15 protein-coding genes and 1 tRNA gene are annotated in these 18,888 nt (G+C 56.1%); 6 read left to right on the top strand and 10 right to left on the bottom strand.

Annotation, left to right across the window (positions count from 1 at the left end):
- Window positions 1–199: 199 nt before the first annotated feature.
- From AC2FPW_RS07705 to AC2FPW_RS07680, 6 genes are read right to left on the bottom strand one after another with little or no spacing between them, the layout of a single operon-like run.
- A complete protein-coding gene (locus tag AC2FPW_RS07705; protein ID WP_496813116.1) occupies window positions 200–1,471 on the bottom strand; it encodes an aspartate aminotransferase family protein in 1,272 nt (423 codons plus the stop codon).
- Window position 1,472: 1 nt separating this feature from the next.
- Window positions 1,473–2,576: a mandelate racemase/muconate lactonizing enzyme family protein gene (locus AC2FPW_RS07700; protein WP_496813114.1), complete on the bottom strand. Its 1,104-nt coding sequence runs from the start codon at window positions 2,574–2,576 to the stop codon at window positions 1,473–1,475.
- On the bottom strand, window positions 2,573–3,679 hold the full coding sequence (locus AC2FPW_RS07695; RefSeq protein WP_496813112.1) for a mandelate racemase/muconate lactonizing enzyme family protein: 1,107 nt from the start codon (window positions 3,677–3,679) through the stop codon (window positions 2,573–2,575). Before AC2FPW_RS07695 ends, AC2FPW_RS07700 begins: the two co-directional genes overlap by 4 nt.
- Window positions 3,676–4,254: a dimethylsulfonioproprionate lyase family protein gene (locus AC2FPW_RS07690; protein ID WP_480585356.1), complete on the bottom strand. Its 579-nt coding sequence runs from the start codon at window positions 4,252–4,254 to the stop codon at window positions 3,676–3,678. The genes AC2FPW_RS07695 and AC2FPW_RS07690 overlap by 4 nt, the downstream gene beginning before the upstream one ends.
- The gene (locus tag AC2FPW_RS07685; protein ID WP_496813111.1) at window positions 4,251–5,333 is read right to left on the bottom strand and encodes an alcohol dehydrogenase family protein; all 1,083 of its coding nucleotides are present in this window, start codon (window positions 5,331–5,333) and stop codon (window positions 4,251–4,253) included. Before AC2FPW_RS07685 ends, AC2FPW_RS07690 begins: the two co-directional genes overlap by 4 nt.
- A complete protein-coding gene (locus AC2FPW_RS07680) occupies window positions 5,333–7,786 on the bottom strand; it encodes an FAD-dependent oxidoreductase (protein WP_496813109.1) in 2,454 nt (817 codons plus the stop codon). The genes AC2FPW_RS07685 and AC2FPW_RS07680 overlap by 1 nt, the downstream gene beginning before the upstream one ends.
- Before the next feature lie 68 nt (window positions 7,787–7,854).
- On the opposite strand from AC2FPW_RS07680, the gene AC2FPW_RS07675 reads away from it, so the two are divergent.
- The 3 genes from AC2FPW_RS07675 to AC2FPW_RS07665 all read left to right on the top strand — a co-directional run bounded on the left by AC2FPW_RS07675 (window position 7,855) and on the right by AC2FPW_RS07665 (window position 10,447).
- Window positions 7,855–8,742: a MurR/RpiR family transcriptional regulator gene (locus AC2FPW_RS07675; protein WP_496813107.1), complete on the top strand. Its 888-nt coding sequence runs from the start codon at window positions 7,855–7,857 to the stop codon at window positions 8,740–8,742.
- Complete coding sequence (locus AC2FPW_RS07670; protein WP_496813106.1) at window positions 8,739–9,827, top strand: aromatic ring-hydroxylating oxygenase subunit alpha; 1,089 nt, start codon at window positions 8,739–8,741, stop codon at window positions 9,825–9,827. The genes AC2FPW_RS07675 and AC2FPW_RS07670 overlap by 4 nt, the downstream gene beginning before the upstream one ends.
- A gap of 236 nt (window positions 9,828–10,063) precedes the next feature.
- Window positions 10,064–10,447, top strand: coding sequence for a carboxymuconolactone decarboxylase family protein (locus AC2FPW_RS07665; protein WP_267364681.1), 384 nt, complete (start codon window positions 10,064–10,066; stop codon window positions 10,445–10,447).
- Window positions 10,448–10,453: 6 nt separating this feature from the next.
- Here AC2FPW_RS07665 and AC2FPW_RS07660 read toward each other — a convergent pair whose 3' ends face one another.
- Entirely contained in the window at window positions 10,454–12,073 is a 1,620-nt protein-coding gene (locus AC2FPW_RS07660; protein WP_496813104.1) for a hypothetical protein, read from the bottom strand.
- A gap of 32 nt (window positions 12,074–12,105) precedes the next feature.
- Window positions 12,106–12,417, bottom strand: coding sequence for a hypothetical protein (locus AC2FPW_RS07655; RefSeq protein WP_480482958.1), 312 nt, complete (start codon window positions 12,415–12,417; stop codon window positions 12,106–12,108).
- A 68-nt stretch (window positions 12,418–12,485) separates the two neighbouring features.
- Between AC2FPW_RS07655 and AC2FPW_RS07650 the strand changes: the two genes are divergently transcribed.
- Window positions 12,486–13,427: a YcaO-like family protein gene (locus tag AC2FPW_RS07650; protein ID WP_496813102.1), complete on the top strand. Its 942-nt coding sequence runs from the start codon at window positions 12,486–12,488 to the stop codon at window positions 13,425–13,427.
- An 8-nt stretch (window positions 13,428–13,435) separates the two neighbouring features.
- On the opposite strand, the gene AC2FPW_RS07645 is transcribed toward AC2FPW_RS07650, so the two are convergent.
- A complete protein-coding gene (locus AC2FPW_RS07645; RefSeq protein WP_496813100.1) occupies window positions 13,436–14,644 on the bottom strand; it encodes a DUF8225 domain-containing protein in 1,209 nt (402 codons plus the stop codon).
- Window positions 14,645–14,828: 184 nt separating this feature from the next.
- Window positions 14,829–16,811: a phosphatase PAP2 family protein gene (locus tag AC2FPW_RS07640; protein ID WP_496813098.1), complete on the bottom strand. Its 1,983-nt coding sequence runs from the start codon at window positions 16,809–16,811 to the stop codon at window positions 14,829–14,831.
- Between the two features lie 432 nt (window positions 16,812–17,243).
- Between AC2FPW_RS07640 and AC2FPW_RS07635 the strand changes: the two genes are divergently transcribed.
- Window positions 17,244–17,333 (top strand) — tRNA-Ser (locus AC2FPW_RS07635).
- 339 nt (window positions 17,334–17,672) lie between these two features.
- Window positions 17,673–18,728 (top strand): DUF262 domain-containing protein, encoded by a 1,056-nt coding sequence (locus AC2FPW_RS07630; protein ID WP_496813096.1) that lies wholly within the window; start codon window positions 17,673–17,675, stop codon window positions 18,726–18,728.
- The last annotated feature ends 160 nt before the right edge of the window (window positions 18,729–18,888 follow it).

Raw genomic sequence — 18,888 nt, 5'->3', positions numbered from 1 at the left:
CTGTGACCGCCGAGATTCTCGGGCATTAAAGTGACATACCGATGAGGAAGTCGGGTCAGTCTCGAAAGTATCGAAAAGTTTTCAGATTGCCGGTGATTTAATCAGTATTCGAGGGGGCGAGGCTGACCCCCGACTTCCAAAGGTAGCGGGTCGCTGTTGAACTCAACAGCGACCCGTTTACGTTGTATACATCCAACCTTCAGGAAATGGCATCAACCGCGTGACGGACGGCGATGCGTGTCTGTTCCAGATCCGCATCGGTGATCGCCAGCGACGGATAAAGCTTGCCCGGAGACTTGAAGATTCCATGGGCGCGCAGCACCGCATTATAAGTGGCGTTGCGCTGTGGATCATCGTGGTTTGCGCTGCGATAATCACGGCACTCGGCGTTGGTGAAATAGATGTCAAACAAAGTCTCGTCACCGCAAATCCGATGCGCGATGCCCGCTTCATTCAAGGCGTCCGACTGAATCTGCTGCAAGTGTTTTCCAATTGCGCGCAAACGCTCATACGCGCCTTCACGCCGCAAAATCTCCATCGTCTTCAGCCCAGCGGCCGAGGCGACCGGATTCCCCGAGAGGGTACCCAACTGCATCAGCCAACCTTCTTCCCCGACCTTCGACTTATCGAAATGCTTCATGATCTCGACGCTGGCACCAAGCGCAGCCAGAGGGAAGCCGCCACCCGTGATCTTGCCCAAAGTGCAGATATCCGGTGTGACCCTGTATCGTTCCTGCGCCCCGCCATAAGCCAGCCGGAATCCGGTGACGATCTCATCAAAGATCAGCAACACACCATGTTGATCACACAGGGTTCGAAGGCCTTGCAAATATCCCGGCATTGGCGGAATGATTCGTTGCAAAGGCTCGACCATAATCGCGGCAACGTCGTCATTTTCATCCAGCAAAGCAGCGACGGCTTCCAGATCGTTAAAGGGCGCGATCAGCATTTGCTCGGCCACGCTGTCGGGGATACCGGCGCTGTCGGGAACAGCCTGCGGGAAATTAACTCTGCGGCTTGGGGCAAGGCTCATCTGCGCCTCGGCGCTCATACCGTGGTAACCGCCTTCAAACTTCAGGATCTTGCTGCGCCCGGTATAAGCCCGCGCCAGGCGAATCGCATACATGTCGGCTTCGCCTCCCGACGCGACAAAGCGCACCTGCTCGCAGCAGGGAACGGCGTCGATGATGGCCTCGGCCAGTTCGATTCCTTTTCTGTTATTGGCAAAAAACGTCATCCCTTTGGGCAGCTGTTCCAAAACGGCTTCCATCACTTCAGGGTGACCATGACCCAGCAGCATCGGACCCGACCCGATCAGGTAATCGACATATTCGTTGCCATCCTCGTCCCAGACACGGCTGCCTTCACCACGGGCGATGATGATGCCCGGATCAAAGTTGCCAAACCCCCCGGCGGGTAGAACTTCGTTCGCGCGAGCAATCCATTCGGATTGTGATTGGATTTTCAGCATCTCAGTCGATCTCCAGAATTGGGGTGCCAAGGATATCGAGGTCCGGCACAACACCTAAACCCGGACCTTCGGGCGGAGCAATCCGGCCGTTTTCACGAATTGGTGCATCAGGACACAGACGCGGGGCCACGTAAGACGACAAGTCACACGTGTTCATCAGAGAACCTTTCGGCGTCGACGCCGCAAAGTGAAGTGAAGCCGCAGTAATAATGTCAGACCCCCATGTGCATTCCGCGCAAATCTCGGCACCAAGATGCACGGTCAGATCCCGTGCACGACGCATTGCTGACAATCCGCCGAATTTCGAAAGTTTAAGCGCCACCGCATCCATGCAACCCAGTTCATACGCACGCAAAAGCGAGCCAAGATCAAAGGCACTCTCGTCGATTTTCATCGGAAGACCAGTAGCCTGACGGACAGCGGCACAGTCTTCCAGCGTTTTGCAGGGCTGTTCCACCATCACGTCCAGATGTGCCACCGCACGCCCGGTACGGGTCGCCTGCAATCGCGATGCTCCACAATTCCAGTCACCATATACCAACGGCCCGATTCCCACGGCTTCGCGCACTTTGATCAACCGTTCGGCATCCGCCTGCCAATCTCCCTCGACGCCCAGCTTGACCTGAAACTGCCGGATTCCGGTTTGAAAAGCGGATTTGGCAATACGCGCCATCTCGTCCGGTGCGATGCAGGTGATCGAATGATAGAGCGGCATATCCGCCTGCGTTCGCCCACCCAACACCGCATAAACCGGCAACCCTGCCGCCTGACCGAACAGGTCCCAAAGCGCGATATCGACGATCGATTTCGCGTATTGATGCCCTTGCAGAAACCCGTCCAGCTTGCGCATGGGGGCGTCTGCACCTAAAGGGGTGATCCCGAGAATTTCGGGGCCCATCTCAGCAATGGCACCTGGCACCCCGTCCGCATAGGCCGGCAGGTAATGCGGGATCGGGCAGACCTCGCCCCATCCCCTGTGACCGGTGTCCGTTTCAAGGCTCAGGACATGGGATTTCACAGTGGCACAGATCTTGCCTTCGGCCATATGGTACGTTTCGTGACTTGTCAGATCAACAGACCAGAGCGTTATCTTGTTGATTTTCAAGCGTATACTCCCACTGGATCACCTAATGTGCTTTCATCCGGATGAACGCCGAGCCCGGGTTCTTCTGGCAGGTGCAAATGGCCATCAACATTCCGAGGCCCACGCCCCCCGGCAATATCGATCGTGATCATGTCCTGACAGGCCCATACTGCAAGGCAGTTGTCATCCGGGATGGTCGCGGCCAGATGTAATGCTTCGGTATCGGCCAGAACCGTACCACCAGTGGCCATTACGAATATGTCTATCCCATGGGCCAACGCGATATCCCGCATGCGTGCAGCCTTGGTCAGCCCGCCGACGCGGTTCAATTTGATCCCGAAAATCTGAGCCAGACCATCGCGGGCGATACGGGTTGCATCCTGCAAAGTCACAAGGCTTTCGTCCACTGAAACGGGTGACGGGTGAAGCCCCGAGATTGCAGCAATGTCATCCAGCGTCTCACAAGGTTGTTCGAACATGACATTCAGGTCCGCGCAGGTGCTCATCACACGCAACGCTTGCTGACGCGTCCAGCCACGATTGACATCGTAAAGAACGATCTCGCCGGGTCGCCGAATACTCTCGACATCGCGAACACGCGCGATGTCCCGTTCAACGTCACCACCGATCTTCACGGAATGGGCGATGTAGCCCCGCTGGCGGTACCGCTCTATGACCGCGCGCGTTTCGTCGACGGATTTCGCCCCGACCGAGGACGCAATCGGGCGCGGTGTCCGCGATCCACCCCCCATCAGATCGGCAATCGGCACACCCGCCGCCTGACCCGCGATATCCCAGCAGGCCATATCAATTGGGCTTTTGGCATAAAGGTGCCCGGGCAAGGCAAGATCCATCGCCCGTTCCACATCCAGAACCCGCCGCGGATCCAGGCCCAGAATGAACGGCGCCATCGTTTCAATTCCGGCGCGGATACCCGGACCATGCGCGGGCACATAGGTATGGCCCCATGGGGTCCCTTCACCCCAGCCAACAAACCCCGCATCGGTATCGATTTTCACGACTGTCGCGTCAAGCGTTTCGAATTTCAGCCGCCCGCCCGACAACCAATATGGATGCTCCAGTGGGAGGTCGACGTGAAATACTGTGATAGATTTGATCTTCATGCGATATCCATCCGGGGCAGATCACCCATGCCTTCACCGCGCCACAGAACATAAGTCAGGATCTGCTGATCTGTGGTGACCATGGCATGACTTTGCCAGCTTGCGTGCAAACGTGTTTGATTGGCGCCAAGATATGTTTCGTTCCCATTGACCTTGAACAACGCACCTCCGCCAAGAATGAGGTAGAGTTCTTCGGCCTGATGGCTGTGCCAATCGTAACTCAGGCCAGCCCCCCAATACGCGATGTAGCCACGCAGCAGGGTCGAGTGAAAATGTCCGGTAGGACCGAACAGCTCATAATAGCCGTATCGGTTCAGGAAATCCGCACCAACTTCGTCTTCGGTGTAGGTATGTTTCCAATGTGCCAGATGCGCCGTCGCTTTGACCGCCGCGATCAAGTCACGGGTTGGCGTGTCTTCAACAAGATCGAAGGCTGCCACCAGCCTCGTTGCGGGAATGGGTGCGGCATCCAACCCCGTCGGGGTCAGATCACCCGGCCAAGGCGCGAACGCACCAAGGTCCGGATGCGCATGGTGCATTTGCCGGGCAGCTTCGAGAACATCGTCAAGCGTCATGGCATCACCACGATATTGCCGGTGTGCTCTTTCGCGATGAACGCGGCTTGTGCTTCTCGGAGATCCTCCAGCGCGTATGTCGCGGCAAGCGCTGGCTTGATCTCACCAGCCTCGATGTATGTTACGAGGTTCTTCATGACCTGAGGGTCAATGACGGTCGAACCGGTGAAGGTCAGGTCGCGCAGGTAGAATGTGCGCAGATCAAGTTCGACGATCGGGCCTGCAATTGCGCCCGAACAGGTATAGCGGCCACCCCGTTCCAATATGTCGATCAGGTTCGGCCAGTATGGTCCGCCCACGACATCTGCGACCACACTGATCTTTTCTACGCCCAGCGCCTCGCGCAGGTTCGCAGGAGCGCGTGGCAGAATGACGTCAGGGCCAAGCCTGGCCACGTCCGCGTGTTTGGATTCGGATGCCATCGCGATCACACGCGCGCCGCGCCGTTTGGCCAGTTGCACAAGCGCACCGCCCACACCGCCAGAAGCACCTGGAACCAAAACCGTATCCTCGCCGGTCACATTGGCACGGGTCAACATGCCTTCGGCGGTGGAGTAAGAGCAGGAAAAAGTTGCCAGTTCAGCATCCGTCAGGTTCGAGGTGATTGCCACAGCATTCACCGCCAGAGTTGTCGCGTATTCGGCAAAACCACCATCCCGTTCCGAGCCGAAATAACCAGTCTTGTCCATATTGTCGGGTTCCACCGGATCGCGCAGCCAGCCATCCGTGATGACACGCTCGCCAATACGCGCCTGGTCAACACCGTCGCCGACGGAAACGATATGCCCGCAGATATCGGCCCCTTGAATTCGCGGGAAGGTGATCGGATTACCGCCCCAGGTGGGATCTTCTTCGCCAACTTGTTCAAACGCGCCACCGGTCGTTGCGGCTGTGACCGTCTTGGAGTACCAACCCGACCGCGTGTTGACGTCCGTATTGTTCAGGCCACATGCCGCAACCTTGATCAGCACTTCACCCTCCGCAGGTTCAGGACGCGGCCAGTTATCGTGCCAAACTATCTGCTCTAAATCTCCATGGCCCATCGTGACCATGGCTTTCATTGTGGCGGGCAGGCTCATCAGGTGGTCTCCATTACTGCGTCTGTGCGGGGCTGCAGGCTGTCTGGATCGTAAGCGGGCTTATCCAGTACTCGGGCCGGACGCGGCTTGCCGTGAATCACGACCTCCAACTCGGTTCCCGCTTTTGCTGCTTCGGGCTTGATGTATGCAAAGGCCAATATCTTACCGACCGTGTGGCCGAATGCGACCGAAGCCGTCGAGCCTATGACACGCCCGTCCAGCGTCACCGCCTCGCCTCCATGGCCATCAATTTCGCCATCCGGCTCGACTTGCAGATAGGCACATACCCATGGCAAATCGGTGTTCAACGTCTTGTCCTTGCCCAGGTAATCCTTGTCCGTACGGGCAAAGCGCAGCACATCAGCTTCTGCCAGCGTGACTTCGTTTGTCAGCTCGCCTGCCCCTTTGAAGCCCTTCTCCATCCGCATCACGTTCATGGTGAAACTGCCGTAGTCCGCGATGCCATACGCCTCGCCCGCAGCCCATAGCGCATTGTAGACATCAAGGCAGGAAGCGTTGGGCATATGCAGCTCCCAACCCAGTTCGCCCGCATAAGACATGCGAAACGCCCAGAGTTTATGATCGGCAATGGTGACCTCTTGCGCCGACAGCCAGCGGAACCCGGCATTGCTCAGATCAGTAGCCGTACAGCGCGCCAGGACTTCGCGTGATCTGGGGCCGTTCAGCGACAAGGCCGACCATTCGGACGACAGCGCGTTGATCTGCACATCTTCACCCTTGCGATGATGCGCCAGATGATCAAGCAAGCGCTGTTCGAAGAACGCTGCACAGACCAGATAGAAGCGGTCTTCGGCCATGCGGACAATCGTTGTCTCTAACTCGATCCGGCCACGACGGTTCAACATATGGGTCAGCGTGATCGAGCCAACCTTTTGCGGCATCCTGTTAGCAGTCAACCGATCCAACAGGGTATAGGCATCGGGCCCCGATACTTCGACTTTGGTGAAGGCGGTGACATCCATGATGCCGACACGTTCGCGCACTGCCTTGACCTCGGCCGCGACCATGTCGTCGGCAGGAGTGCGGCGGAAGGAATAGTGATCGCGTTGTTCCACACCATCGCGGGCGAACCAGCGGGGGCGTTCGAAGCCATAGACCTCTTCATGTACCGCGCCCTTGGATTTCAGCAACTCGTACAGTGGCGACGGCTTGATCGGACGCCCCGCAAGTCGATTGAAGTGTGGAAACGGGATTTCGTGCCGCAAGCAGTAATCTTCTTCCGCCTTGATCACTTGCCAGTCTTTGGTGGCATAGCTGCCAAAGCGGCGCGGATCGAAATCCCGCATCGAGATATCGGCAGCCCCATGCGCCATCCAGCGCGCCAGTTCTCGGGTCAGACCCGGGCCCCAACCGATCCCAATCTGTGTCCCGCAACAGCACCAGTAATTTCGCACACCCGGAGCGGGCCCGATCAGGGGGTTGCCGTCCGGCGGATGTGATATCGCCCCATGCACATCGCGTTGAATACCCAGTTCCGCAAAGATCGGCATCCGGTTCAGGCTTTCCTCTAGCCATGGCATTACCCGGTCATAATCCGCGTCGAACAACCAGTTCTCGTACTCCCACGGGCAATGATCATGCCAGACCGAGTTCGGATTCTCTTTCTCGTATATTCCGATCAGGCCACGCTGCTGCTCCATCCGGATATAACCCGAGACTTTGCGGTCATCGCGGATCACCGGCAGTTCTTTGTCCAGGTTCTGGAATTCCGGCACCGGCTCGGTCACGAAATAATGGTGTGTCATTGACGTCATGGGCAGTTGCAGCCCGGACCATTCGCCCATCTGGCGCGCGTAGGTGCCGCCCGCGTTCACCACATGCTCGCAGGTGACGGTGCCCTGTTCGGTCTCAACAATCCATTCACCGTTTGCGCCCTGCGTGATGTTCGTCGCCCGGCAACTGCGGAAGATGCGCACGCCTTTCTGGCGTGCCCCGGTTGCCATCGCCATGGTCACGTTTGTCGGGTCCACATGCCCGTCATCCGGCGTGTGCAGAGCGCCAAGAACACCTTCGAGGTTATAAAACGGATGCAGTTCGGCCACCTTCTCGGGACCGACAAGTTCGATATTGAAGCCCAGCGACCGGCCCACCGACAGCGTGTGGCGCAGCCAGTCCATCTCATCCTCGGTATAAGCAAGACGGAACGAGCCGCAGCCATGCCATGTGACGGGCTGGCCTGTCTCGGCCTCAAGCAGGCCGGAATACAAACCGATGTTATAATCGACGCATTTGCCCAGACCAAAACTTGAGGTTGAATGCGTAATCTGCCCTGCCGCATGCCATGTACTGCCGCTGGTCAGCTCGGCCTTTTCCAGCAGAACAGTCTCTTCGCCCCAGCCTTCATGGGCCAGATGGTAGGCCAGACCAACGCCCATGACGCCGCCTCCGACGATGACCACACGTGCGTGTGACGGCAGTTCATTCCCGGACATGATTTTTCCTCTTCCCGAGTCGCTTTTCTGCTCGACAGGCTAATTCCACATTTGTACCATCGTCAATCATGAATGACACAAATGTATCATCAACTGTTCTGGACCGCCTGACCGAAGAGTGGGACGCCCTGACCCCTGAGGCGCAGAAAGCCGCGCGGTACGTTCTGGAAAACCCTGCGGATGTAGGGGTTTCAACCGTGCGCGAAATCGCCGAGGCGGCAAAGGTCAAACCCAACACATTCGTGCGCATGGCACGGCAAGTGGGGTTTGAAGGGTATGAAGATTTTCGCGAACCCTTTCGCGACGCGATCCGAAAGGGACGCGTGTCGTTTCCAGATCGCGCCAGATGGCTTCAGGACATCGGCAAATCCGGTGAATTGGGCGGGCTGTATGCCGATATGATCGGTGCTGCGATCCGGAATATCGAGGAAACATTTGCAGGGATCGACGCGAACCGCCTGAAATCTGCTGCCGAAGTCATCTGGAATTCTCGCCAGATTTTCACACTCGGCGTGGGCGTCAACAATTCCAACGCACGCAACTTTACCTATCTGGCTTCGACCGGGATGAAGCAGTTTCATGCAATCCCCCGCCCCGGTTCAACCCCAATGGACGATCTGGCCTGGGCCGATGAGCAGGACGTGCTGATTGCGATCACCTGTCATCCCTACCGCACCGAAGTGATCGAGGCGGTCAAACTGGCACGTCAGCAGGGCCTGACTGTCATAGGTATCTCGGACAGTCCGGCCAGCCCTGTGATCCGGAACGCCCATCACGGGTTTGTCGTCGCAGCAGATACCCCACAGTTTTTCCCGTCATCCGTTTCGACCATCGCGCTGCTGGAAACGCTGCTGTCTTTCGTGATCGCGGTATCCAGCGACGAGATCGTCGAACGGGTCGAACGTTTCCATCGTCGTCGCCATCAGCTTGGCATTTATGCGGAGGAACCCGAATGAACGCACCTCTGACCCACTCACTGGACGCGCGATATTATACCGACCCCGCCATTTTCGAGAAGGAGATGCAGGGGCTTTTGGCCCGAACATGGCAGTTCGCAGGCCATGTCGCGCAGGTTCGGGAAACAGGAGATTACTTTGCCTTCGAGATTGCCGGGCAAAGCCTGTTTTGCATTCGCGGGCGCGATGGCGAAATTCGCACTTTCTATAACGTCTGCCAGCACCGTGCGCATGAAATGGTCTCGGGCGCAGGAAACACCCGCGTCGTCGTCTGTCCCTATCACGCGTGGACCTATGAATTGTCAGGTCAGTTGCGCGCGGGTCCAAATATCAAATCCGTCCCCGGATTTGACCGCAGTGCGATCTGCCTGACGGCGGTCCGGACCGAAATCTTCAATGGGTTCATCTTCGTCAATCTCGACGACAAGGCAGCCCCGATGGATGACTGGTATCCCGGAGTACGGCAGGAAATCCGTGCATTCGTCCCGCATATCGATGAACTCGAGCCGCTGGAATGGGTCGAGATTCCGGAACACTGCAACTGGAAGGTCAGCGTCGAGAATTATTCGGAATGCTATCACTGCCCGAGCAACCACCCGACTTTCGCTGAAGGTGTCGTCAAGCCCGAAACCTACGACATCCAACCCGATGCAGGCGGCGGTTTCGTGCTGCGCCACACGACCGAATGTCAGAGCCTCGACAAGATGACTTACCCAATCGACCTGTCGGTGCCTCATGCGGGCGATTACCAATCGTGGTTCCTGTGGCCGATGTTTTCGTTCCAGTGCTACCCAGGCAATGTGCTGAACACCTATCACTGGCGCGCACGTGACACGGATCACTGTACCGTCTGGCGCGGTTGGTACACCGAAGGTGGTTCGGAAAGCGCGGTGATCCGGCAACTGGCCGTTCAGGACAGGGAAACAACGGTCGAAGAAGACATCCGACTTGTGGAATCCGTTCATCGCGGCCTCAGATCACGCGGTTACCGCCCCGGCCCGCTGGTACTGGATCCGGGTTGCGGTGTGATGTCTGAACACTCGATCGCCAAGTTGCAACAATGGATGCGCGAGGCAGTGGAATGAAACCCGCCCTTGGCAGACATAACCTGCTTGCCCTACCCTTGAGCGGGTAGATCAACCATGCTGAAGCCCGGGAAATGGCACCCTTGCGAAATCGACCGGCCCTGGCCTAAAGCCACGCAGGAGTAACGACATAATGGATCAGCCAGACCGGTAAAACAGATGCGCCACTGGATAACTTCGCACCACGATACCGCATACAAACACCGCCTGACACACTGACAAACCGGAGACCCGCAATGGCCGACTTATTTGACGAAGACCTGTTCCTGAAAGGGTTGGAACAACGGAAGAATACACTGGGCGCGGACTATGTGGAAAAGAACCTTGCAGCAGCAGATGATTTCACCCGCCCGTTTCAGGAAGCCATGACCGCCTGGTGCTGGGGTTTCGGCTGGGGGGATGACGTGATCGACGCAAAAACGCGGTCAATGATGAACCTGTCCATGATCGGAGCACTGGGAAAGATGCATGAATGGGAAATCCACTGCCGAGGCGCCATCACCAACGGAGTGACCAAAGAAGAAATACGCGCCATCATCCACGTGGTCGGGATTTATTGCGGCGTTCCGCAGGCGTTGGAGTGTTTCCGCGTCGCCCGCAAAGTGCTGGACGACAGTTAGACGCCATCACAGACCTGCTTCGGCCAACAGCCGTGCACCTTCGTCATAGTATTTTCTATTTTTGAAACAGCCAGGCCAGGCCCAGCGCTCTGCCGTGAAACCGGGCTGCAATTCCAGGATGCGACGGGCGTGCCGGCGTGCCAGTGACTGGTTGCCAGCGGCGGCGGACAACATGCATAACACAACCCGCGCCCGCACGCTGCCGGGGTCCACTCGCAAGACATTATGCGCGTGCTGCCATGCTGCCTTGTCTCCGGAGAGGGCAAGGGTCATGGACAGGTTCGCCTCGATCCAGATCGGCGGGTGCGGCGTTAACGCAAGGGCCTGCCGATACGTGGCTATTCCGTCCTCAAGCCGGTCATCATACATCAACAAGACACCATAATAGCCCAGCAATTCGGGGCTGCTGTGGAACCGCTCAAGTACCTTGCGCATCAGCTGGCAAGCCTCGGCAGTATGGCCAGCAACACTGTGGGTAAACGCTTCGAGTGCGGCGCAATAAGGATCCGCCGGGTGTTTTTCACGCATGACGGCGCAGTCGGCCTCGACCAGAGCCAGCGTTTTTTCCGGCGAATCTTCCATGCCCAACCGGATCAGATCCAGGCGGCAGAATCCGACAGCGATCCGCGCAGGCAGATAGTCCGGATCGCGCTGCAAACAGACCTCATACTGGCGGATGGCACGAAACAGGCCGTCCTTGGTCGTAAGGCTTTCCTGAATGCGACCATTCTGAAACGCCGTCCAAACTTCGGTGGATGTGGCGCGTGCTGACCAGATGTCGGACCAGTGACCATCCCGCAGCCGTAGCTGAAGCGCTTCGACAACTTTCATTGCGATTTCTTCAACGGCGTCAAACGTATCCTTTTCCCGAAACCGGAAACGTTCGGTCCATAGGCACACCTGATCCACGGTTGATGTTAATTGTGCCGCCACCCGCAACCCTTCGGCCGCTACCACGCTGCCGCTTAGCATATAACCGTCGACAGGCCCTTCTTGCCTGCGCGCATCACGCAATTCGATGACATCCGACAACGTACCCAAGAGGAAAAGCAATTCGTCCCGTATCGACGCCGCTGCAACGTTGATATTGTTATCGTCACCAATTACTTCAAACGGCTCGACTACAATTGCAGGTCTCTGGTGCCCCCAATGGGATGGAAAGCGCGCGCCAACCGGGACAGGCGCATTTTCATCAAAACCAACGTCCCAATACGCTTGCCGTTCAACGGCCAACCAGTCTTCAAATTCCGGGTCTGCGACATCCAACCCTTCCAGAAGCTCGGCGCGATCCGGTTGAAGCGGTTCATCAAACAAATCAATTTCAAGCGCTTTCAGATCGATGGAGACGTTCTCGCGCCCGATGTCCAAAAACCCCAGACCGAACCCGGCCAGATGCTTGGTCAGGACACTAAGTTCCTTGCGCAACGAGGCCGCACCCTGTGCAGGTGAGCTTTTGCTCCAAAGCTTGTCTTGCAGCCAGGCCCTGCTGCGAACAGCATTCTTAGACAACAACACCAAGGCGAGAAGCGCTTTCGCCTTGGTGCCGCGTGGTGTTGCATCCTGGCCGTTGTCGCAAATCACCTGAAACGGACCGGTCAGGAATATCTTGGTTTTTGCCTTACTCAAATAAACTCCTCAGGCAAGTTCAGATACTGCGATCAGGAACCACAGCCATAAACGACAATGCCACCCATCGCTTCATAGGCCAGCTTGCAGCACCATGACTCGTGATCGGGATTTGGGTCTGGCTCTTTATCGCTCAGATCAGGGATTACGATATGAACCTTGTTCTTGGAATCATAAACAAACTCCACCGCAGGATTACCGACATCAGCAAGGATTTCATGAATCTGTCGCTCAGCCGCGTCGCGACCCTCTTGTGACCCCAGCGCGTTGCTCCGGGCGGCGTTCAGAACTTCACACCCAAGATCCTTAAGTGTGTATTTCGGATTAATAGTCAAACGAGCCATACTAAAAGTCCTTTCTTAACAACCACAACCATTTGTATAACCCGTTACATACCTATCCGGAAACAAAAATGACCGACGCGCTGATTGAACTGGCCGAAAACGCAGGGATTATTTCCGGACCTTCTTTTGCTGAATTTCCCAAAAGTGCTCCGATCCACACCGCCTTTCGCATGGTCAATTTGAGAAACGGAACAGTGCCACCCGCTGGCGCAATGAAACATCGCGTGTCCTTTGGCACAGCGCGTAACCGGAACGAAGCCGCGCGGCTTTCGGGATTCGAGGCGATCGAACGTTATGCGCTGCAATACAGCGCGGATTCGCCCGAAACCCGCGAAAGCCTGATTTCATCGGATGGTGCCACGCATGCTCTGCCACGTGATGCCCTTGCTCTGGGTGCGCCGGGCAGCGATGGGCAGATCACGTCGAAGGGGGCCGCAGCCGGACCAACGCATGAGGCCGCTGCGCTGTGGGCCGCGCTTGAATGTCTGGAACACGGGCTTGGACCACACGGGTTCGACCAGGTGTTGCCCGAAACAGCGTTGCCGCGCGATCTGGCCCGCTGGCTGAACACCCACCTGCGCAATTTGAGCGTTCACGTTCGCGTGGTTTCGGGGGTCGGCCTGCTACTGCGTGCGGTCTGCGCCGATGCGGATCGCGGGCGGCCAACCTATGGAACGGCTTTTTCCGCCGATCTGGCGACAGGTGTCTGGCACGCGGCATGCGAAGCGGTTGTGTCCTGGCGCAACATGGTGACCCTTGACCACACCGGCGTGACAGATGACGCGATGAATGAGGAACAGGCGCGCTTGTTCCGACTGTATCGCGGCGCGCGAACCGATCGCCCGACAACTCCGGCATCCTCTTTCGATGTGGATGCCTGGCAGAGCCCCGACCCGACGCTGATGACTGTATTGACAGCGGCGGCCAACGCTGCCGGTCGCCCGATTGCAATATTCGATATGACCGCGCCGGAAATACCTTTGCCCGTTGTCAAAGCCGTGCCAGTTTGAAACCTTTGTCAGTGACTGAATTGGCGAGTTAGCGCCAGTTTGCCAAAGACCTCAGTTTCAGTCCGGTCCGCAAATTCAGAAATCTGTTTGCATCGTTGGGTTTCCGGCAGTCCACAAACGATATCGCTTGGATCAACAGGCGGGACTTCAACAAATTCGACCCTTGTGATCGCGCGTGGATTGGCCGCCACTGTTATCAAAGGGCCAACCTCGATCAGGCTGGCAAGCGCATAACCCGACGCAGGCCGTGCGGTCGACCCTGATCCCATGGTGATATCGTCCAGAAACCGCGGATCATCGTCGCCCGGCCCGAACTCAAGGCGCATGGGCATTCCCGCTTCACCGCGCGGATAACACACCCAATCTGTCGGCACATTCACTGCATCCACGAAGAGTTCGGACATGTGAAACGCCCGAATATAAAGCCCCAGAGGATTCGCGAACGCCATCGCGCGCCCTGTCGGTGTTGCTGTGCCCCTGGAGAAGGCCAGATCAAGGGCTTCACCCGCCAACCCAGATCCCGCATGGCGACAATACAAATCCTGTCGGTCGGCAAAATGTAACACTTCATCAAGCCGCGCGGGCCTTCTGTTTTCACCATTGCCGACAACATATGGGAATGAGGAAAGATGCATTGTAGCGATCAGGTCGCTCAGGCTGTTCGTCTCTCTGATCATGAACAAAGCATGTTCGATATTCAACGGATGCTCTGGTGGGTGGGCAAAATCTGTTCCCACCAGTCTTTTGTGAAAACGAGCAATGCGTTGAGGCACATCCAATGCGCACCAATCTGATTTCGAAACCTCGAACAACTCTTCGCAGGAATATGAACATCTGGTTACGGTTATGACGACCGAAAGGAAGTGATCCAGATCGAACACCGCCATGGTTCTCCACCACTCCATCAGTTCGGTCGTGGCGACAAAGCGCTTCGGCCGCATTTTGCCGTCGGCATCGGGCCGTAAAATCAGCGCATATTCCAGAAATTCATTGTGCAGCTCAGCCCTGCTTGCCCAACCCCGATCCGAAAGACTGGCGGCCAGATCCTCGCCCAGACAATCCCGGGGCTCGCGCGGGTTGGCAGACCATTTGAACCCCGTCGATATCTGACCATCGACGATGTCGTCTGGGTCCATGACCAGGAACGGGCTCACTCCATTGCCATCGAAGAACCCTTCAATTCTCGAGTTCCAGTCCGACAGGGCGGCTTCACTCACCCCCCTATCGGCGCAACCTGGAGATTGAAAAACAGCCATCACCGAACACCGATCTGTATCTGAAATGCAGGGCTGATCTGCCATCAATACTTGCCACGGCAGTTCCAGCCTGGTTCGAGAGATCATCATCGTTGACGGGCACGGAAGCATCATGAAAAACCTCCCTCCGAAAAAATCTGAAACCTCATCCGCCCCAACCTGCCTGCTCTGGCAGGTGGCGGGTCCACCACAATTCAGGCGAACTGTTGGCTACGTGGATTTCACTGCCAGAAGACCGTTTTCCCGAGATGCTGAGATGATCGCCGTCAAAAGTCTCCAGCGACACTTTCGATGACGTCGGTGATTTTGCCATATGCTCTGCCAGTATTCCGACCGCGATACGCTCACCCATCCGGATACTGTCGAAATAATCGCTATAGAAATGAACGCCCGCCAAATTGCGCCCAAGTGCAATATTCGAAGCCAACTTGTTCAGCTCGCCATTCAGCGTCAGGCAGTCTGCACTGTCTTCTGGTCGGGTCGAGTCGATCAGGGTCTTACCCCCCGCAGCTGACACAAGGACCCGAGGCAGACCAGCCGCAGCTAAAGACACCCGTGATCCATCCAAAGCGTGCGTTCTGAAGAAAGCCTTGAGCACTGTGACGCATGCCCCGGCAACGGCACCATGAGCCGCGCCATAAGAAGGGTGCATTGGCGAGCCTTCGGGGTAAGCAACCGGAAGCAGCAAGTTACGGTCATTTCGCGGCAAGCCCTTATGGGAAATGGCGTTATGCGCAAACCGCTTCACCGAAGGCGAGGCGGCGATTGCATCCATAAGGCTGAAACCTTCGCTTGTCGCCGCTTCGAGTTTTCTCAGATGGGTCGCGGCAAAAGGCTCGGCCGCGCCAAGGGTTGCGCCGTGACCGTTCGCCATCAAACTCGTAACACTGCCCAGCTTTTCAGGCCGGGCACGATTGTGCACCTGAAACGTCTGGCGTTTCGCGGCCCTCAGGGCCCGTGCCCCGGCTTCCGTCAACAGGGACAGTACGTGCGCGCCGCCCCAGGCAGAGCCTGGATCACGCACACCGGCATATCCATCCTCGGGCAAACCTTCATCTGTCGGCGTGCCCTGTCCCAGCATCAGCAGGCAGGCATTGAAAAAAGCCTGATAGATTCTGTCAAAATGCACGTAAGAGGCAAGGTCGCGCGGTGTTTCAATGAATTTCGTTCCCTCGCTCTCAAAGGCTTGTTCAGCCGTCGTGTCCGCCCCGTTCTGAACGTCCAGCCACTCAGCCCAATCCCGCAGATAGTCCACGCCCGCCGCCTGCGGCTGGATCTTCTGGTCGATCCTCAAAGCGCCGAAGGGAACAGCCCCGGCGGCCATTGCCTGCGTCAGCTTTTGCTTTTGTCGGCGCGCTTGATCTGCTGTCAGTGGATCGTGGCCTTGTACCAGGAACTGCGACAGATACGGTCCCTGTGCGCAGCCCTGTGAGCAACCGCGAAACAGGGTTTGAGGGGTCAGGCCGCCACCGTCCCGAACCCGCCGCGCCGCCGAAACCTTTCCAATCTCTGCGCCATCAGCGTCCCGAGGGCTGCCATCGCGCCGGAACCATTCCATCTGACAAAGGGCACCCGCCACGTTGGCCGCATCACTGGCACCATCCCTGATGGATTCGAACGGCACATCCCGCAGATAGGCCATCGCGTAAATCTCGGCCATCTCCGCCGCCAACTCATCCGATCCAAGCCGGGGCGCGGGTGCAATTCCCACCCCCCCCGCGTCACATCCGTTGAGACCAAGCCGATGGCCCAGGATTGGCCCTTCCCACGCACGCCACCTAAATTCACCACCCTCTGATGGCGCGGTGCGGAAGGGCCCGGAGTAGGCTGGCGTGTCGAACAACGCCAACCGATTGCCATGATTGTCGGTGCAGGTCGGATCAGCCACTTCTTCCAGAAACTCGGTATAGACCTGCGCGTCGACAATCCCGTTCACGTCATGACGCAAACCCTTCGAGAAATTCGTGGGCCATGTCCCTTCAAAAAGGTCCGATTCACCGTTGTGATCCTTGAAAACCTCCTGAGTGGAACGCGCCAACACACTCAAACGGCGCCGACCCCGGCTTACCTTTTGATTGGCTTCATCAGGGTTCTGCCATGGTTCAGACGGAACGGTATGTTGCGACATGATGTTCTCCTCATCGACGAAGGAACGAATCGCATCACGGCGTTACCGGATCGTGACTTCCAAAAAGAGAATGTGTTTTCTATGCTTTTTCAATAAGTTGCTGGATTCGCACTGGCGCACGGAACGCAATCACGCAAAAACTCGTGACCCGGTTCCACGTTGCAAAGCCAACCGAGCACTTGAACTCCGCTGTAGACTTGCCACGTTCAAATTCTCGCACATCAGGCCAGATGCCACAGGCAAGGCCCGCGATTCTAAGGATATTACGAACTGCATTGGGTCTGAAGAAAGTGAACCAAGTCTTGCCAATGGTGGATGCAAACCGGTGCGATTCCGTTCTATTTCAAAGAGTTCGGACAGATCTGTAAAAAAAACCAAACTTTGCGGAATTGACCTTGTATTTCCGTTGCTTGCACGGATATACCCGTCGGCGGAGACGTGGCCGAGTGGTCGAAGGCGCTCCCCTGCTAAGGGAGTAAACCAGGAATGGTTTCGAGGGTTCGAATCCCTTCGTCTCCGCCATAAAGCTTTGTTTTATATTGCAAATTTTTTTGCGCTGCAACGCAGAATAGACTTTCTCAACTTGGCTCGTATTGGTCCATTTTTACATTGATTCAAAACGAAGCTTTTCAAGCGACAAAAAACTTTGACACAAAACTTACACAGAATCAGGCTGATTGCCCTTTGAGTAAAGAAATTTTCAATAACGCCCTCGCACCTGCAGAAAAAGAGAGTGATTTTGCTCAGCACGGTCAGATACAAGAGCTTAAATTCTAATCCAAAATTCCAGGTAAGTTGAGATTGACGGCTTCCAGTAACCTCATAACAGGCCTATGATCTCGAAAAACTTAGGATAATCGTATGGCAAGCGTCCCACAGACCTACACAATTTCCGACTTTATCGAATGGCACGGAAAGAAGCAGCTTGTGCTCGATCCTGACTTTCAGCGCGGCTCTGTATGGTCTCCGGCTGCGAAGGTTTTCCTGATTGATACGATACTCAACGACCTACCACTGCCTCAGATCTACTTTCGCACAAAGGTAGACCCGGTGCAGCAGACGACGGTTCGCGAAGTCGTAGATGGCCAACAACGTTTGAGAGCAATTCTTGAATTTGCATCAGGTAGGTTACGGCTGACTTCGAAAGCGCCTAACTTTAAGGGAAAGACTTACGAGACACTAGAAATAGAGCAGAAGGAACAATTTCTTTCTTACAAAGTTCCCGTGGTCCAACTCCTGAACGCCTCAGATGCAGATGTTTTGGAAGTCTTTGCACGTCTAAACTCGTACAGCGTAAAAGTTACGCCAGCTGAACTTCGCCATGCCGAATACTCTGAGCCCGTAAAGTGGGCGATTTACGATACTACGCGACGTTGGTCTGCGTTGTGGGACAAGTACAGGGTCGTAAGCGTTCGAGACAGTGTGAGGTTAAAAAACACGTCCGTAGTGGCCGAACTCTTCATGATAGTTGAAAACGGAATCAGCGACGGCGGCGAGCCTTCAATTACAAAATACTATCGACAACGAAAGAAAGTGAAAGAAGAACACTTCGGGCCGATTTGTCAGGTTATCGATGAAATAGTCTCGGAGATTGTCGACGTACTTGGTGAAGACTTCGCAGACACAACTTTCTTCGACGCTCCAAACTTCATTGCGCTGTTTGCAGCGTGTTCGTTCCTCAAAGGACAGTCCCCTGAAACTACGGCTACAGAAGACGTAAGTGCGTTCCGAGGAACCGGTATAGACTGGCAAGTGGCAAAGACTAATCTTGCGCAGATTGCTCAAGCTTTTGACGAAGAAGATGACGAAGGTGGCATGTATCATCGATTTGTTTCTGCAACTCGAAGCACAACCCATCGCGTCTCGAGCCGAAGACCGCGCGTCTCAATTCTGGTCGAAGCAATACGTCAAAAATGAAAATAAGTAGGCGATTAAACCGCTTCCACAATTCGCTTGATAGGATCGAAAACCACCTCAAACGTGTAGAAACGTGTTCTGCACGGCTTTGTTGCACAAATGGCGTGAGGGATTCCCTGTTTGAATCCAGTGGGGTAGCAATGGTGCATGAGCAGTTGGT

Source organism: Ruegeria sp. SATB027 (assembly GCF_059613825.1).
The sequence above is the reverse complement of the archived record's forward strand: the minus strand, read 5'-3'. Positions and strand labels throughout refer to the sequence as shown.

Coding starts and splice junctions, on each gene's coding strand:
- AC2FPW_RS07670 (WP_496813106.1), top strand. CDS start 8,739: ATGAACGCACCTCTGACCCACTCACTGGACGCGCGATATTATACCGAC.
- AC2FPW_RS07640 (WP_496813098.1), bottom strand. CDS start 16,811: ATGTCGCAACATACCGTTCCGTCTGAACCATGGCAGAACCCTGATGAA.
- AC2FPW_RS07630 (WP_496813096.1), top strand. CDS start 17,673: ATGGCAAGCGTCCCACAGACCTACACAATTTCCGACTTTATCGAATGG.
- AC2FPW_RS07655 (WP_480482958.1), bottom strand. CDS start 12,417: ATGGCTCGTTTGACTATTAATCCGAAATACACACTTAAGGATCTTGGG.
- AC2FPW_RS07665 (WP_267364681.1), top strand. CDS start 10,064: ATGGCCGACTTATTTGACGAAGACCTGTTCCTGAAAGGGTTGGAACAA.
- AC2FPW_RS07675 (WP_496813107.1), top strand. CDS start 7,855: ATGAATGACACAAATGTATCATCAACTGTTCTGGACCGCCTGACCGAA.
- AC2FPW_RS07690 (WP_480585356.1), bottom strand. CDS start 4,254: ATGACGCTTGACGATGTTCTCGAAGCTGCCCGGCAAATGCACCATGCG.
- AC2FPW_RS07685 (WP_496813111.1), bottom strand. CDS start 5,333: ATGAGCCTGCCCGCCACAATGAAAGCCATGGTCACGATGGGCCATGGA.
- AC2FPW_RS07680 (WP_496813109.1), bottom strand. CDS start 7,786: ATGTCCGGGAATGAACTGCCGTCACACGCACGTGTGGTCATCGTCGGA.
- AC2FPW_RS07695 (WP_496813112.1), bottom strand. CDS start 3,679: ATGAAGATCAAATCTATCACAGTATTTCACGTCGACCTCCCACTGGAG.
- AC2FPW_RS07705 (WP_496813116.1), bottom strand. CDS start 1,471: ATGCTGAAAATCCAATCACAATCCGAATGGATTGCTCGCGCGAACGAA.
- AC2FPW_RS07650 (WP_496813102.1), top strand. CDS start 12,486: ATGACCGACGCGCTGATTGAACTGGCCGAAAACGCAGGGATTATTTCC.